Below are 15,863 nucleotides of genomic sequence, written 5' to 3'. Positions count from 1 at the left end.
AAGGAAATGAAAAAAATTAACATACTCATTGTAGACGACCACCACATGTTTCTTGAAGGGCTTGCCGCCTTACTTGAAAACATCGAAAACGTCCACCTTTCAGGCACATTAAAGAATGGGCGGGAAGCTATGGATTACCTCAAATCCAATGCGGTAGATGTCGTGATCATGGACATCAGTATGCCCGGGATGGATGGTATGGAACTCAACAGGTTAATTAAAAATGATCACCCTCAAATAAAAACAATGGTATTGAGTACACATAGTGACCCAAAAACTATCAATAAACTTATACAAGACGATGTCAATGGGTATTTGTTGAAAAATGCAGATAAAAGTGAGCTGCTGGAGGCCATCTATGCATTGGCCAAAGGAGAAAACTACTTCTCTGAAGAGGTGAAAGAAAAATACACCAACAGCATGTTTGCCCGCCAGACCAAATCGAGCGAAGAACCGCCCCTTAGCAGGCGTGAAATTGAAATACTCAAATTAATCGTGGCTCAGAACACCACCCAGGAAATTGCCGAAAAGCTGTTTATAAGTCAGCATACCGTCAACTCGCACCGAAAAAACCTGCTGTCCAAACTCGGCCTCAAGAATACCGCGGGTTTGGTGAAGTATGCGTTGGAAGAGGGGCTTGCTTGATTTTTAGTCATGAGTATTGAGTATTGAGGAGGAGGTGACTGTTGGTAATCGGTGATAGAGTGAAGAGTGAACAGTAAACAGTGAACAGACTGTGAGCAAAAAACTGTAAACAAAAAAAGCCACCCGGGCTAACCCGGATGGCTGATCTAATACAACCTAGTTCAACTATTATTTATGCATAGAATAAAATACCGGCTACAATCACCCATGCGCCGACTATTATGCCAGCCACACCTAGTTTACCCTGTATGGGTGCCAGTTTAGCAAGTAATTGCTCACCTTTTTTCTTAGCCTCTTCATTTTTTGACAACAAAAGCTTGCTGATCATTCCGTATCCTAAAATAAATCCAAGCACTGCCTCAACAAGGCTGCTTGCCAACCAGGTAATCCACCATATTGGCCAGTTAGTCAGCAGGCTCATATTCAATACAGCCTGGATTATTCCCCAAATACCCCAGAAGCAAAATACAAGACCTATCCATCCCTGGTATGGAGTAATTTTGTCAAGAATTTCCTTAGCATTTGGTTTTTTAGCTAAAAGCAGGTTTGGTGAAGCCAGTACACCAAGGATCATCAGTGTAATTCCGTAAATCATGTTGATAGTGTTAATTAAGTTAAATGTTACTTTTTCTCTGTAAGACTAGAGAGAGGTTCTCACACCCCTCTCTTAACCTAACGACCTCGACACCTATATGTCGATTTTACAGTTACAAAGAACGGCGTTGGCACCATAGGAGACATCACCATAAAATGGGAATATGATTAATCACTACATTTAGTGATAGAAGGGCATATTACTGGATAATACTGAAAATCAGAACGTTACTTCTGCTTTTTCTTTTTATCTTCAAAAAGCATACGCATAGATGGTGTAACAGTATCATCAAACTGCCCGCTTTTGTTGGCCCAGATAAAAAGAGCCAGAAAGCTGCCGGCCACTACCATACTTATGATGATCAAAATGAATATTACAGACATCAGAATAAGTGTTGTTTTCGTGCAAAATAATTACCCGTGAAGGTTGTAAACGCAACCACTGAGATACTGCTCAATGGCATCAATATCGCCGCGAATATAGGGGTAAGCGCCCCGGCCACGGCAAAAGTCAGCCCTACAACATTGTAAAGGAAGGATATAACAAAGCTTGCGATAATAATATTTTTACCATACCTGGCATGATCCAGATATGCCGCAAGGTTCTTCAGTTGCCTGCCTTCCAGTATACCATCGCACGCGGGGGAGAAAGAAGACACATCTTCGGTAACCGCTATGCCTACATCGCTTTGTTTAAGCGCTCCGGCATCATTGAGACCATCGCCCAACATCATCACTCTGTGCCCCAGGGTTTGCAGCGCTCTGATATAATCGAGCTTGTCCTGAGGCTGCTGGCGAAACCTCATCTCCGTTTGCTTAGAAAAGATCTCCTCCAATAGTGGCCGTTCATGATCATTATCACCCGAAAGTATAGCAAGTTTATATTTACTCAAATGAGTCACCAAATCCTCCAGACCGTCCCTGTACCGATTCTTTACTTCAAAATAGCCCCTGGGCATACCATCTATAGCCAGATACACCCTGCCAGGCTCATCTTTAACATCTTCCACCCCTACCAAATCCGGCTTACCAAGTGTAAGCAAGCGACCGTTAACCAGACCCTGCAAGCCACCGCCCGGGATTTCCCTAAAATCAGCCATATCAAAATCAGCACCCCGAAGATTTCTCCTGATCTTCTGACTCACAGGGTGGATTGAGTTTTCCACGAGCTTGCTGACCATACCCTCCTCCTCCCGAGTAAGGGTTTCACCGAAAAATTTCACCTTCCCCTCTCCGCTTTCTGTAAGCGTACCCGTTTTGTCAAATACAATGGTATCCACGGCATTAAGCTTTTCTGCTGTTGGAGCAGACTTGAGATAAAACTTGTTCCTTCCAAAAATGCGGATGGTATTACCATTGGTAAAAGGTGCGGAAAGCGCCAAAGCACACGGACAGGCTACAATAAGTATCGCCGTGATCACCTGCCACATGTTTTGCGGGCTGATCAGAAACCATACCACACCGGAAATCCCGGCTATGGTCAGAATGATAAAAGTGAAGTACTTGCTTATCCGGTTAGTGATTTCCTCTGTCCCCAGCTCATCCGTAACCTTAAAGGCATGGTTATTCCATAAAGAGGTCAGGTAGCTTTGGGAGCTTGGCTTTGTGATCCTTACCATTATACGTTCGCCAATTTGCCTGCCACCGGCATAGAGCTGGTCATTGGCCTGCATCGCCACGGGTTTTTCTTCACCTGTAACAAAACTATAATCTATATTGGCCTTCCCACTCAGCAAAATAGCATCGGCAGGTATAATTTCATGGTTCCTTATGATCACCTCATCACCTGCCCTGAAGTCTGCAATGGGTATAGCTGTTGCCACACCATTTTCAACACGGGTGGCGGCTAATGGAAAATAAGATGTATAATCACGCTCGAAAGAAAGGTTTTCGTAAGTTTTGCTTTGAAACCATTTGCCTATCAGCAGAAAAAATACCAGTCCGCCGAGCGAATCGAGATATCCGGCTCCTGTTTGTGTCAAAATTTCATACAGGCTACGGCCAAATAGAGCCACTATACCCAAAGCTATAGGCACATCGATATTTACAAACTTACTTTTCAACCCTTTGTAAGCCGAAATAAAGTAGTCGCGAGCTGAATAAAGCAATACCGGTAAAGCCAGGAGTATATTGAGGTAAGCAAAGAAAACTTTGAAAGAGTCGTTCATCGACTCATCAATCCCAAGGTACTCCGGGAAGCTGAGCAACATAATATTACCGAAACAAAAAGCAGCAACCCCTATCTTCACCGTTAAAGCAGTACTGTTTTTCTTCCTTTTTTGCTCATTGTTATCCGCATCAAATTGCGGAGGATAACCTATCGATGACAACAGGCCGGCCAGCTCAGGCAATTGGACCACCACGGGATTATACCTGATCTCGGCTGTTTTCTTTAAAAAGTTGACAGTAGACTGGATAACTCCCGGATGAAAGTCTGCCAGGTTCTCCAGCACATATACACACGAGCTGCAATGAATATCAGGAAGTGACAGGTGAATGAGGTTATAGGTCTCGGACTGGAAGCTCAGCAGCCTATCCCTGATCTCCTTATTTTCCAGAAAATCGTACTTACCTTCAAGATGAGGGTTGGATTTGTTCCTCGTTTCATAGAGCTCACGCAGGTCATCCGTCTGAAATAGTTCATAGATAGTCTTACAGCCTGCACAGCAGAAATCCTTCCCATCAAAGGTGAGATGGTCATTCCGGCATTCCTCTTCACAGTGATGGCACTTCACCTGTTGACCAACATGTTCCTCCACAGCAGTTTTCATAAGCCGCTACCAGGTTTCCCGGAGAAGAATGCCTCCGCCCAGTTCTTCAACAGGCTTTGGAACATTACGCTCAGAATGTTAAAACAAGTGTCCTCAAATGGCCCGATCCCTATCACAATTTGTATTGAGCATTCCTGACCGGCCTGATTTAACGGTATCAAAACTCCCTGCATATTTTCAATCATTAATATGCCCCAAAGTACCCTGATTTAATTACGGAAAGTAAGGAGAACCGTCAACGATAAAAATGACCTTTGTCAGTTTTTGGATATGAATCATCAGAGAAAGTCTTAAGTGGTATTTTTGCATTGGTTTATTTATAAAGTTAAGTACCCAAACCTTTAATTATGAATGCATTGCTGCTGGCCAAAACTATCTCCTGCCGGAAGAAAAAAAGGAAATTCAGCCCAAAACAGGGTTTTTCCGGTACGTTTATCTAAGGGAAATCCACTAGTACCCTTACAACTCCCTGACGCCCCTCCCCGAAGAACGGTCTGAAGTGAAACCACACTTCGTCAAAGCATCACTTACAAGCCCAAATTATGACCTTTTATATCAATGAATTACTGATTTTGGCAAATCAGTAATTCCCCTGAAATAATCGCTCCTTCTTTTTCCCATCTTGTCATCAACTTAAAAATTAACTGGCTAAAACCAACAAACCATGTCAAAAGAACCTATAGCAATCGTCGGAATGTCTTGCCGGTTTCCAAAAGCGCAAAATCTGCAAGACTTTTGGAATCTTCTCATAAAAGGTGAAGACACCATAGAAGAAATCAAACGCTGGAACATTGATGAATACTACAACCCGGATAAGGGAGCTAAGGATAAAACCCATCAAAGGCATGGCTCTATGCTACAGCATATTGATGATTTCGATCCTTTATTTTTCAATATTTCACCCGCTGAAGCTGCTGAGATGAATCCGTCACAAAAACTGATGATGGAACTGGTTTGGGAATGTATAGAGAACAGCAGCACTTCATATGAAAAAATAGCCGGGAGGAAGATCGGAGTCTATATCGGTAATATCTGGAGTGATTTTGAGCATTTGCGTAAGCACAAGCATGCAGAAGTTACCTCTCACTCTGCGGTAGGGCAGTCTGCCAATATCATAGCTAACAGGATCTCTTTCTTTTATGGTTTTTCCGGGCCCAGCCTGGTAGTGGATACAGGTTGCTCTTCCTCACTGGTAGCATTGCACCTGGCTTGTCAAAGTCTTTGGGATGGTACCATAGAGCAAAGTGTAGTAGGTGGTGTGAACCATACATTGGATCCTGACCAGAACATTCTGCTCTCTAAATTCGGAGGATTATCCGCCAAGGGTAAGTGCAGCACTTTTGATGAGGGAGCCGACGGTTTTGTGCGGGGCGAAGGAGGTGGAATTGTTTTACTAAAGAGGCTTGCTGACGCTGAGCGTGATGGTGACAAGATATATGCCGTAATCAAGGGCAGTGCTATTAATAACAATGGTTTTAACCAAAACCTGCCCGCTACCAGCATCAAAGGCCAGCTTGATGTGCTGTCTGAAGCATACAAGGACTCCGGTATTAAGCCCGATGAGATCCACTATGTAGAAACTCATGGCACAGGCACCCAACTGGGAGACCCTACCGAAACCAATGCGCTGGGGCAATTTTTTAATCAAAACAGAACAAAGCCTCTTCACGTTGGCTCGGTAAAAACCAATATCGGCCACCTCGAAGGTGCAGCCGGAATGGCAGGACTGATCAAAGCTATACTGGCAATCAACCACAGACAGCTTCCGAAGAACTTAAATTTTAACAAACCAAACCCTAAAATAGATTTTGACGGGCTTAACCTGAAAGTACAGGCCCAACAAACCGAATGGCCTGCAGCTGAAGGAGAAACGCTAAAGGCAGGAGTAAACTCATTTGGTTGGGGCGGCACCAACGGCCATACTGTAATAGAAGAATACAAGCCAAAAACAAACTTTTACAACCCCGGTAAAAAGACCCACGACCATAAGTTTGTGTTGCCAGTTTCTGCCCGTTCTGAGAAGGCATTGGTTCAATATGTTAAGGCCTACAAAAACTATCTGAAATACAGCCTCGATGGTGCCCTTAGTGAGTTCATCCATACCGTAACGGCTACTGCACTCAGAAAACCAGAGTTTGAGTTCAGAAAAACATTTGCTGCAGAAAGCATACAGGAAATGATAGAGAAACTGGAAGCGTACTTAAAAAACCCTGAAGTAACTTCAACAAGTATCGAAAAGCAAAAAGTGGTATTCGTTTTCCCGGGTCAGGGTTCACAATGGATCGGCATGGGCCGAGATTTATACAAGGCAGAACCTGTATTTAAAAAAGTAATTGACGAATGCGAAGTCGCATTTTCCAAATACTGCAACTGGTCACTGATATCCCAGTTGAAAGCTAATGCTGATACCAGCCGAATGGACGAGATCAATGTGATACAACCTGCCCTTTTCGCCATGCAAATAGCCCTAGCAAAGCTTTGGGAGTCGTTTGGACTAAAGCCAGATGCCGTTACCGGCCATAGCATGGGTGAGGTGGCTGCTGCGTATATCTCCGGTAGCATCACACTGGATGAGGCTGCCAGAGTGATCTGTACCAGAAGTAAACTGATGAAAACCGTCAGTGGTAAAGGTGGAGCAATGGCTGTAACAGAGCTTACCATACCTGAAGCAGAAGAAGCAATCAAAAGGTACCCCGGATTATCTATCGCTGTTAACAACAGCCCCAAGTCCACAGTAATTGCAGGAGACCAAAGCCTGATTACCGGACTGCTGGAAGAGCTGGAAGGCCAGGGTAAATTTTGTCGCCAGGTAAAAGTAGATGTGGCATCGCACAGTGCACAAATGGAGCCATTGAAAGGTCAGCTGGCAGAAGCACTCCAGGGTATTACCCCGCAGAAAAACAAAGTTATACTTTACTCTACCGTAAAGAACAGAGAAGTATCAGGAGAAGAACTCAATGCCCGCTACTGGGTGGATAACCTTAGAAATGGTGTTCAGTTTGCCGGAGTGATGGAGCAACTGATTGAAAACAAATTCAACACATACATCGAGGTAAGTCCCCACCCGGTACTGACGACCGCCATTAACGAGTGCATGGAAGCCTTTAACGGTACGGGGATGGTTTCAGGTACACTTACAAGAAACAAGCCTGAGGAAAACGAGCTATACAGCAACTTTGACCTGCTATATCAGCAAGGGGTCAGGTTTGACTGGAATACCTTCTATAACAACCCCAAAGTGCCGTTTGTAAACCTGCCTTCGTACCCGTTCCAGCGAGCTACTTACACACTTAGCGAGCGCAGACAAAACCATGGAGCAAAAAGGGAAGGTCACCTCTGGATAGGCAAAGAAATAAAACTGGCTCAGCTGGCCGGTTTACATTTCTGGGAAGCCAGGCTCAGCCTTGATGAATTTCCGTACCTGAAAGACCATGCTGTTTCCGGCAAAGTAGTACTGCCGGGCGCAAGCTACATCGAAATGCTACATGCAGCTGTATCCCAGCTTACCGGAAGCCTCCGGATAACGGTGCAGGACCTCAAATTCAAGTCAGCAGTTACGATAGGCAGCGATGAAAAAGTAAGTATTCAGCTAAGAATACAGAAAGGTGAAAGCACATCAGGATTTGCCTTCTTCCGGATGATGGATGGCAAGTGGACTGAAACAGCTGCAGGAAGCTATTCGCTAAACAGCAACACCCAAAACGAAGCTATCAAAAGCAATAATTTCGAAGGAAATACAGATATTGAAGCCCTGTATGAGCAACTTCAAACGCTTGGCCTTCAATACGGGCCTTACTTTAGAGGAATACAAAAGATCCGCGTAAGTGAAAATGAAATCCTGGCTTCCGTTACCGTAAAAGATAGCCTTAAATACAGCCTTGGTCAATATGGCTTACATCCTGCCGTGTTGGATGCCTGTCTGCAAACTCTATTTTCGACACAATCTGGTGACAACAACAAAAGTGCAATGACCTACCTGTCGGGCATTGAGGCGGTGGAAATAAACAAAACTTTCAGCTTCAGCAACGAGCTTTTTGTTCGTACTGAAATTACCCGTCAGGAAATTGGCAATGAGGGTCAAAGTGTAACACTTACAGCCAACTGCACCATTGCCGATGCCACCGGAAATATTCTGGTTAGAGTAAAGGGCCTTGGTGGAAAGATCTTCAAATTAGAAGAGACTGGCGGGCAAAAAGAAAAGTGGCACCATCATATCAACTGGGCCCCCATAGAGATTAATTTCAGAAATGCTAGCCCACAGTCTTTTATTGTAGTTGCCACCCAGACTGACGATGTCACCAGGCAGTTTTTGGAGGCCATAACTGATGCAGGTCACGACTTCCACGGGGTAGCTCCTCATAGCGGGGAAGCAGCGCCATTCAGGTCGGCGCTGGACCAGATAGAGCTGGATAAGGTAGACCGCATCATCTATTTCAGCCACGGTCATACCATGGACACGCAGAAAACCATAACGACCGATAAGGCTTTCTACCTGATTGAGCTTTTTAAAGAACTGGAAGCAAAAAAGCTGATGCATTATCCGGGATTGACCATAGTTACCAATGGTGCATTTGGGGTAAAGTCTGATCATATTAATGTGGCTTCCGGCCCTGTAGTGGGTGTAAGCAGAGTAGCCTTCAACGAACTGTCTCAATATGAACCTCAGATCATTGACCTCAGCTATAACTGTAATCTGGCCGAATTGAAAAACCTCGTAAAACTTATAGCAGAACCCGTAGCTCAAGAGCGTGAAATTGCTTTAAGAAAAGAAGCCTTTTATTGTTCCAGGCTGGTAGATTTCACACCGGCACTACCTGCCGTAGCAGAGCAACACACATTCTCACCAACTGCGTACCACCTGGTGACAGGCTATAAAGGTATTGCATTCACACTTGTTGAGTGGATGTTTGCAAGAGGTGCCCGTAAGTTCTGCCTGGTAAGCCGAAGCAATAATCTTGATGAAGTGTTAAAAGGAAAAATTGAAGCACTGAAAAACGTAGGGGCCATTTTCAAAATAGTTGATTGTGATGTCTGCGATACGGGTGCGGTAAACTCCCTTTTGGCTGAGCTCGAAGCCGAAGCGGGACTGAAGAGCATTATCCATGCCGCCGGGGTGATCAATGCAGAACAAATAATTGATCTCTCTCATGAAGAATTTTCAAATATACTGGCACCAAAGGTAATCGGAGGCTGGAACCTGCACCAGGCATCCAGAAAGTATGAGTTAGACCACTTCATGTTGTTTTCCTCTGCTTCCAGCCTTTTAGGTTTGAGCGGCCAGGTGAGCTATGTTGCTGCCAACACCTTCCTGGACACACTGGCCCTGTATCGTCAAAAACAGCATTTACCTGCCCTTAGCATCAACTGGGGCGTGATGTCGGATGTAGGCATGGTAGCTTCCCTCAAAAACTTGGAGAAATTTGCAGAAGCCGAAGGCTTTGTAGCTACTCCAATGTCTGATGCGGTAAAAGCGCTGGATAAAATCTTTGATCAGTGTCCGGCTAATATGGGAGTATTCCAGCTCAATGCTGAGCAGACCGCCGGACATTTCCCTGCGCTTGGGGGCAGTAAGTATTTCTCCGGACTGCTCCATAAAAATGATGCTGAACATGAAAGCCAAACCCTTATGCAAACACTGGAAAGCGTACCTAATGCAGATGAGTGGCTGGATGCACTGGAAGGCCACTTAAAAAAGCTTACCGCCAGTATCATCAAATCGCCGGAAGACCAACTCTCCACCACTATGAAATTCAAAAGCCTGGGTATAGATTCGCTGATGGCGGTACAATTCAGAAACAAACTGGAAAAGGAGCTGAACATTAAGCTTTCGGTAACAGACATTTGGGAACACCCGACCATAAGCGAGTATGCTACCTTCCTGGCTGAGAAACTGTTTAAGATCAAAAAACAAAAAGAAGGACAAAATATCGCAGAACCCACTATCCTGGCAGGTGTGGCCAATACTGAACATAAAATGCAGCTGGTATGTTTTCACGATGCCGGAGGCAATGCCAATCTCTATGCTGACTGGGAAGAAAAACTGGCAGGCCAAATTCAGCTTATAACAGTGGAGCTACCCGGCAGAGGGCAGTCATCTTCTATGGAACCATTCACTGATATGAAACAAGCCATCCATAAGATCTCCGATGCACTCATGGGTGTAATGGACAAACCTGCAATCTTCTTCGGGCACAGCATGGGTGGATTGATCGCATTTGAGGTTATGCGCGAGTTGCGAAGAAGACTGGCAAAACTTCCTGTCAATCTCATCGTGTCCTCTACTCCGCAACTGGCTTCCTATGACAAACAGCACCTGGATCATAATGCGGACGACAAGACATTAATGAAGCGCTTCCCTCACCTTAGCAAAGAGGCAATCCCTGATGCTGAGCTACGTGAGATACTGATCAGACTTTTAAGAAATGACCTGAAGCTACTTAGCACGTATGAATATGAATTTGCACCTCCTTTGGATGTAAACATTACTGCCATACACGGTAAAAGCGACAGCACGGTAAGCCAAAAGCAAATGAGCCTCTGGACAAATGAAACAACACTGAAATTCAAATTTATTGAGCGTGAAGGTGACCACCATTACCTGAGATCATGTACAGATTTTGTTACCGGTCTCATCAATAATGAAGTAAGTGACCCTGTACTGAATTACGTAAAAAAATAAAACCAATGGAAGCACAACAAGCCACAACTAAGTTAGCTAAGCAAGTGACAGGTACCTGGAAGCTCGTATCCTGGACCTATGAAAATGAAAACGGGGAAACCGTAGACTATTTCGGAAAAAGCCCGCAGGGAATACTTATGTATACCGACAGCGGATACATGAGTGTACATATTATGAAGAGTGACCGGAAAAGGTTTAACAGCGAAGGTATGTATGATGGTACTCCTGAAGAAATTGTAGATGCCTTTACCTCATACTTCGCCTATTTTGGCAAATTCATCGAAAAGGAGCCAGGAGTATTGCAGCATACTGTAGAAGGCGGCACATTCCCAAACTGGCTTGGCAACATTGAAGAGCGCTACGGTAAAATTGAAGGTAACCGTATGATTCTTTCAACACCACCCATTCGTACGGCAGGGCATGATATTGTGTTTAACGTAGTGTGGAAAAGAGTGTAGTTTAAAAAGGTAAAATCTGTTACAGAAGTAATAAAAAATGAAATAAGTACCTCATAATCTTTACTTTATGAAACAATGGTTAAACCTCATTAGATCATTAATATACTTAAATATATTTAACTCATTGAAAATCAACGAGTATCAATCAAACAAATAAAGATATGGTTAAATATGGTACATCTGTATAATCAGAATACTTATTTAACAGCATTGATAAATCGTAAATGATATATTAAAAGAAAAACAACTAAATACTTAACAATTATGAATCAAGCCAGCATAATGAAGGGTGAAACACTCCTAAAAGAGAAAAACCTTGAAGTAACATATGATACAGCAACCCATATTTTATTCTGCCGATGGATAGGATTTCAAAACAGAGACAAAATCATTGCAGGAGGAAATAAAATACTTGAACTTTTTAAAAAGAAAAACAACTGCTCTAAAATATTAAACGACAATACAGAAGTTACCGGCCCATGGCAGGATGCAGCCGAGTGGACCGTAACCCAATGGTTTCCTCAAATGGAAAAAGCCGGCCTGAAGTATTTCGCATGGATCTTCTCAGAAAATATCTTTGCCCAGCTTTCTGCTAAAAATGCCATGCCGGATTCTGATATTGTTACCACCTTCAACTCGGCTAATGAAGCTCTTGAATGGTTAAAGTCTAAATCCTAAAGCTCCTGAATATATCACCAATAAGCATCAGCTCCCGTCCGGGAGTTGATGCTGCTTTATAAAGCGCAGGTATACACCAGCCCTTCCCCGTTGCTGTCCCTGACAGCAACATCCCTGCAGGGATCTCTTCGTCTCCCCTGCTGTCCCCCGACAGCGACCATGCATGCAGCAGAAAGCCTGTACCGCCTCCCAAAAGCCGCTAAAGGAACCCTGCTAACCCCGCATTGATCAATATTTGAGTATCATCGCTTCATTAAGGCTGTTGAATGAAATTAAACAGGCTATTGAGGAAGAACAGCAAAGCTACAATCACCAATAAGAAAATGACCAGCAGCACCTTATGCCTGGAAAAGACATAACCAGTATAGCTCATCCATATAATAGCAAAAGCAGATATTCCTCTTTAATTATTGAGAATGTTCAACCACAAATGAGCACTTGCCAAATCACTCAATACCCACCCTCCAAAACTGATCGTCAAATTTCCTGGGAAAGGGTATAACTACATGCCGGTCTCTCCAGGGCTTGAGCTGGTACCAGGTATTAAACCCCGCCGCAGTAAATATCTTCTCCACATGTGGATACCAGTCTATTGGCTCTTCACCATGCAATAGCTTTACTCCCTCGGGAGCACCCACAGGCTGGTCGCAGAGCACCACCAGTTGAGGTCGGCTACCTTCTATTTTTGCGATATCAACAGCATGATCTATCAATACCTCAATTTCATCTTCATGCGTGGTATGCACCACCAGCCATACCGGTTGGCTGAATTGCCTTAATACTTCGGGCTTACCGTTAGGAGTTGGGAAACTTATTTCAACCCGTTTCACCAATGTAGCATTTTTCACATAGTTATCATGTTCAGGTTCTAATGGTTCAAAAACATACGCCCCGTCAATATGCGGCGGGTGCTGGCTGATCAGCGGCAGGTATTTGTGCCACCGGAGCCTTCTGCATAAATAATTGACAGTTATGCCCGCAAAAAGATCGTCAGAAAGCTCCCCTAAAAGGCCACATGGAAAGGTATCAATGTAAAATTCATCGGGGGAATACTCCCTGATTATATCTGCAAGCCACTTTCTTAACGATCCGGCTTCAAAATCATGATCAGCAGGTAACAAAGCAATATGGTTTTCCTCAAACAGTTGGAATACACTGCGATTGTTAGTCAGGACTTTGTACGGTCCTTCAATTCCAAAATTGTCAATGAAAGCCTTTATCCGCGACAGGTGCCCAAAACCACCCCCGAAACCATAGAAGATAATCATTTGCCCTGAACAGCCAATTCAGCACAAATAATGAATTTCTCCACTTCACCTATTTCCGGTATCAGCAATACACCGGGAGCATAGGAATCTGCGAAATTGCGAAGGAAGTATTTGCCCTGCACTTCCACCCGCGGCGCACCCTGCTCGTAGCGAATCGCACTGATTTCATTATCGTTCTGTTTCAGTTTGATCCTGCCATCATCATATCGATGAATTTCATAGGCACCAGTCATCTCCTCATTATTGGCTATTTTAATTTTACCATCTTTGATCTTCACTTTCCAGATCAGTTCCTCATTTGCATTTCTAAGCTTAAAGGCATCGTCCTTAAACTTCACAGCATACCTGAATTGATCGTTCTGATCGTAGTACTTCCTTTTGTCTTCACTTTTCATAACACCGAAAAGTGTCCCGGTTTGTGTAATTATGGTCAGCTCTCCCCCACTACCGGTAATCTCTGCCAGCGATACATTTTCGCTGCTAGTGATGTAGTAACTCTTAGCTGCAGTGGCCGTCTCCGATTGCACGGCAGGCGTTTCGGAAACCTGTTCATTCTCATGACGAGAGCCACCACCGGAGCAACTCCAAAGCGCCAGTAAAGTGATGATAAAACTAAACTTAAATAAGGTGGTTTTTATAAGCATTTGTTTCATGGGTTTGGGTATAATGGGTTTCTATTTTAGCTTTTAACTGCTGCCCAAGTGCTTGCCGCTCCTCCACCGACATAGAGAAGAACGCATACAAAGCTTTCCTGCAGCTGTCTTCATTGGCGGGTTCAAACAAAAGTCCGTTTTCATGGTTCTCAATAACATCTGCCATGCCATCTACTGCCGAGGCAATAACTGGAATGCCCAAAGCCCCGGCCTCCAGCAAAACATTGGGCATTCCATCGTAAAACGAAGGAATAACCAGGGCGTCACAACAAAGGTAATATTTCATCAGCTCGTAGCGGTCGTGAAAGGGAAGTAAGGAGTACGAACAGTCCATTAGTCCTAAATTTTCCTCCAAATGTTCCTCCACATCGCCAACAAGCAGCAAGTGGGCCTTCTCAACCAGGCTCGTCCTTTTCAGGGCTTCCAGAAAGAAATCAAGCCCTTTTTTGGCTTTGAGCTGACCAAAAACCCCCAGGGTCAATTGCCCCTCGCTACGCTCTTTCTTCCATACTTTGGCAAATTCAAACTCACCAGAGGCAGGCTGCCATTCGCTGGTATCAATACCATTAGGGATATAATGTACCTCCTCATGCCCGATCCACTTCCTGATCTTTTCGGCTTTGTCGCTACTCACGGTAAAGACCTGGCCCGACTGCCGCAGGACATCTTCAAGCATTCCCCGCTTACGGGGCGTAAAAATGGAAATATCAAGGTCATTTCCTCTGATCAGCGTAACCAGCTTTACGCCAGCCCACTGAGAGAAAACAGGCGCGCCTATCATGGAGAGATAGCCTCCAAAGCACACGATATAATCGAAGCTGCCCAATGTTTTGATGTAGTTCCAGGCGATGTTCAGCACGTGGGCCTCGCTATTGCTAAACGGAATAGCAGTATATCCGCCATTTTGCTGTTGCTTTCGGCGTATTTTTCTTTCCTGGCTTACAAAATGAATGATTTCAATGGTATAGCCGGCTTGCCTCAACCCATTCACAATACGATCGCATGACTGCGCCATTCCTCCGCGCTGCGGAGGGTAATGGTCAGTTAGCCATAAACATGCAGGCATAGCCATTAACTGTCAAAAGCGTTTACGGAGTCGTCTTCCATTATCTGGTCACCTGCATCGGTATGATCGAAACTATCATAATCATAAGTATTAAAGGCACTGCCATACCAGATATAAGGAGTAGCCAGAGCCAGTGCAGGATCATCGTGCATCATACCTGCACGGTCGCCCTTACGTCCTTCATTCTCAGACTTTTCCTGAGTTGTCTGCGCCGCAGGGTTGATCGGTTCAAACAATGCATAGATGTTCTGCATGGCCTCAAAGAATGCTCCAACAGCCAGCACTTTATCCTTACCTACTGTCTTGATCTTTATTTTAGACTTGGCCTGGTAGTGACCATTAACATCGTCCACTGAAACAGCAGGGTGGGTTGGACCTTTATGGTTATATTCAGATTTTGGAAGGGTGATCTTGATCAGGCATTGGTGCACATATTTGGTCTTGCTTTTAAACTTGGTCTTACCACTTGCACTCCTTTTTTTCCATGAGAAATCTTTGATATCGTCAGCCACCACAAATTCCAGTATGGCCTGGTCTTTCATAGTCACCCTGGCAATAATGTACTTTGGTGAATAAAGCTTAAGGTTTCTCACCCCTACCTTGCTTTTTTCCGGGGTAAGTGCTTTTCTGGGCACTCTGAAATCCAGGTTTGCAGCTAGCTTTGCCTCACTGCCACACTTGGCTTCCAGTACGCCCAGCACCGGCAAAAAGAATAATCTAAGATAGTTATTGACATCTTTGCTTTTCTTATTGCCCCGCCATACCAGGAATAGTACTCCGGCACCAGCAAATGTTACTATCAGATAGAGTGCATTCTCTTCCAGAAAGGCTAAGGTGAAAATGGAAAAGAAAGCCAACACAAAGCTAATGATAGCCGCTACCATCAGCTTTTTAATACTGCTGTCATTGCGCTGATCAAACTTAGCCACCTTGGCCAGCAGCGCAAGCCACTTCCCTATTTTCATGGTAGCACTCACTGTTTTTTCATCAATAAACTGCTTTTGGACTGGTGATAAGTGTTGGTATTTATCAGAATATTTGTTCATAATGT

The 15,863-nt window shown here is 44.3% G+C and carries 12 protein-coding genes; 4 read left to right on the top strand and 8 right to left on the bottom strand.

Annotated features, from left to right (window positions below; all coding sequences use genetic code 11):
• The first annotated feature begins 6 nt into the window (after positions 1–6).
• The gene (locus LVD17_RS19300; protein WP_233760649.1) at positions 7–645 is read left to right on the top strand and encodes a response regulator transcription factor; all 639 of its coding nucleotides are present in this window, start codon (positions 7–9) and stop codon (positions 643–645) included.
• Between the two features lie 172 nt (positions 646–817).
• Here the strand turns inward: LVD17_RS19300 and LVD17_RS19295 are convergent, their stop codons facing one another.
• The 3 genes from LVD17_RS19295 to LVD17_RS19285 all read right to left on the bottom strand — a co-directional run bounded on the left by LVD17_RS19295 (position 818) and on the right by LVD17_RS19285 (position 4,010).
• Positions 818–1,240, bottom strand: a complete 423-nt coding sequence (locus LVD17_RS19295) for a hypothetical protein (RefSeq protein ID WP_233760648.1) — start codon at positions 1,238–1,240, stop codon at positions 818–820.
• A gap of 227 nt (positions 1,241–1,467) precedes the next feature.
• Positions 1,468–1,623: a cbb3-type cytochrome oxidase assembly protein CcoS gene (gene ccoS, locus LVD17_RS19290; RefSeq protein WP_233760647.1), complete on the bottom strand. Its 156-nt coding sequence runs from the start codon at positions 1,621–1,623 to the stop codon at positions 1,468–1,470.
• Positions 1,623–4,010 (bottom strand): heavy metal translocating P-type ATPase, encoded by a 2,388-nt coding sequence (locus LVD17_RS19285; RefSeq protein WP_233760646.1) that lies wholly within the window; start codon positions 4,008–4,010, stop codon positions 1,623–1,625. Before LVD17_RS19285 ends, ccoS begins: the two co-directional genes overlap by 1 nt.
• Before the next feature lie 664 nt (positions 4,011–4,674).
• On the opposite strand from LVD17_RS19285, the gene LVD17_RS19280 reads away from it, so the two are divergent.
• The 3 genes from LVD17_RS19280 to LVD17_RS19270 all read left to right on the top strand — a co-directional run bounded on the left by LVD17_RS19280 (position 4,675) and on the right by LVD17_RS19270 (position 11,825).
• A complete protein-coding gene (locus LVD17_RS19280; RefSeq protein WP_233760645.1) occupies positions 4,675–10,689 on the top strand; it encodes a type I polyketide synthase in 6,015 nt (2,004 codons plus the stop codon).
• A gap of 5 nt (positions 10,690–10,694) precedes the next feature.
• On the top strand, positions 10,695–11,147 hold the full coding sequence (locus tag LVD17_RS19275; protein WP_233760644.1) for a lipocalin-like domain-containing protein: 453 nt from the start codon (positions 10,695–10,697) through the stop codon (positions 11,145–11,147).
• 264 nt (positions 11,148–11,411) lie between these two features.
• Complete coding sequence (locus tag LVD17_RS19270) at positions 11,412–11,825, top strand: hypothetical protein (protein ID WP_233760643.1); 414 nt, start codon at positions 11,412–11,414, stop codon at positions 11,823–11,825.
• Here the strand turns inward: LVD17_RS19270 and LVD17_RS19265 are convergent.
• From LVD17_RS19265 to LVD17_RS19245, 5 genes are all read right to left on the bottom strand, one after another.
• On the bottom strand, positions 11,815–12,018 hold the full coding sequence (locus tag LVD17_RS19265; protein ID WP_233760642.1) for a hypothetical protein: 204 nt from the start codon (positions 12,016–12,018) through the stop codon (positions 11,815–11,817). The genes LVD17_RS19270 and LVD17_RS19265 overlap by 11 nt on opposite strands.
• Before the next feature lie 253 nt (positions 12,019–12,271).
• Complete coding sequence (locus LVD17_RS19260; RefSeq protein ID WP_233760641.1) at positions 12,272–13,093, bottom strand: hypothetical protein; 822 nt, start codon at positions 13,091–13,093, stop codon at positions 12,272–12,274.
• Entirely contained in the window at positions 13,090–13,737 is a 648-nt protein-coding gene (locus tag LVD17_RS19255) for a hypothetical protein (RefSeq protein ID WP_233760640.1), read from the bottom strand. The genes LVD17_RS19260 and LVD17_RS19255 overlap by 4 nt, the downstream gene beginning before the upstream one ends.
• Complete coding sequence (locus tag LVD17_RS19250) at positions 13,712–14,812, bottom strand: glycosyltransferase family 4 protein (protein ID WP_233760639.1); 1,101 nt, start codon at positions 14,810–14,812, stop codon at positions 13,712–13,714. Before LVD17_RS19250 ends, LVD17_RS19255 begins: the two co-directional genes overlap by 26 nt.
• Positions 14,813–14,817: 5 nt before the next feature.
• The gene (locus LVD17_RS19245; RefSeq protein WP_233760638.1) at positions 14,818–15,858 is read right to left on the bottom strand and encodes a hypothetical protein; all 1,041 of its coding nucleotides are present in this window, start codon (positions 15,856–15,858) and stop codon (positions 14,818–14,820) included.
• Positions 15,859–15,863 lie beyond the last annotated feature (5 nt).

It is taken from the genome of Fulvivirga ulvae (assembly GCF_021389975.1).
Taxonomy (GTDB): Bacteria; Bacteroidota; Bacteroidia; order Cytophagales; family Cyclobacteriaceae; genus Fulvivirga; species Fulvivirga ulvae.
Note: the sequence above shows the minus strand (reverse complement) of the source record. Positions and strands in the feature narration are given on the sequence as shown.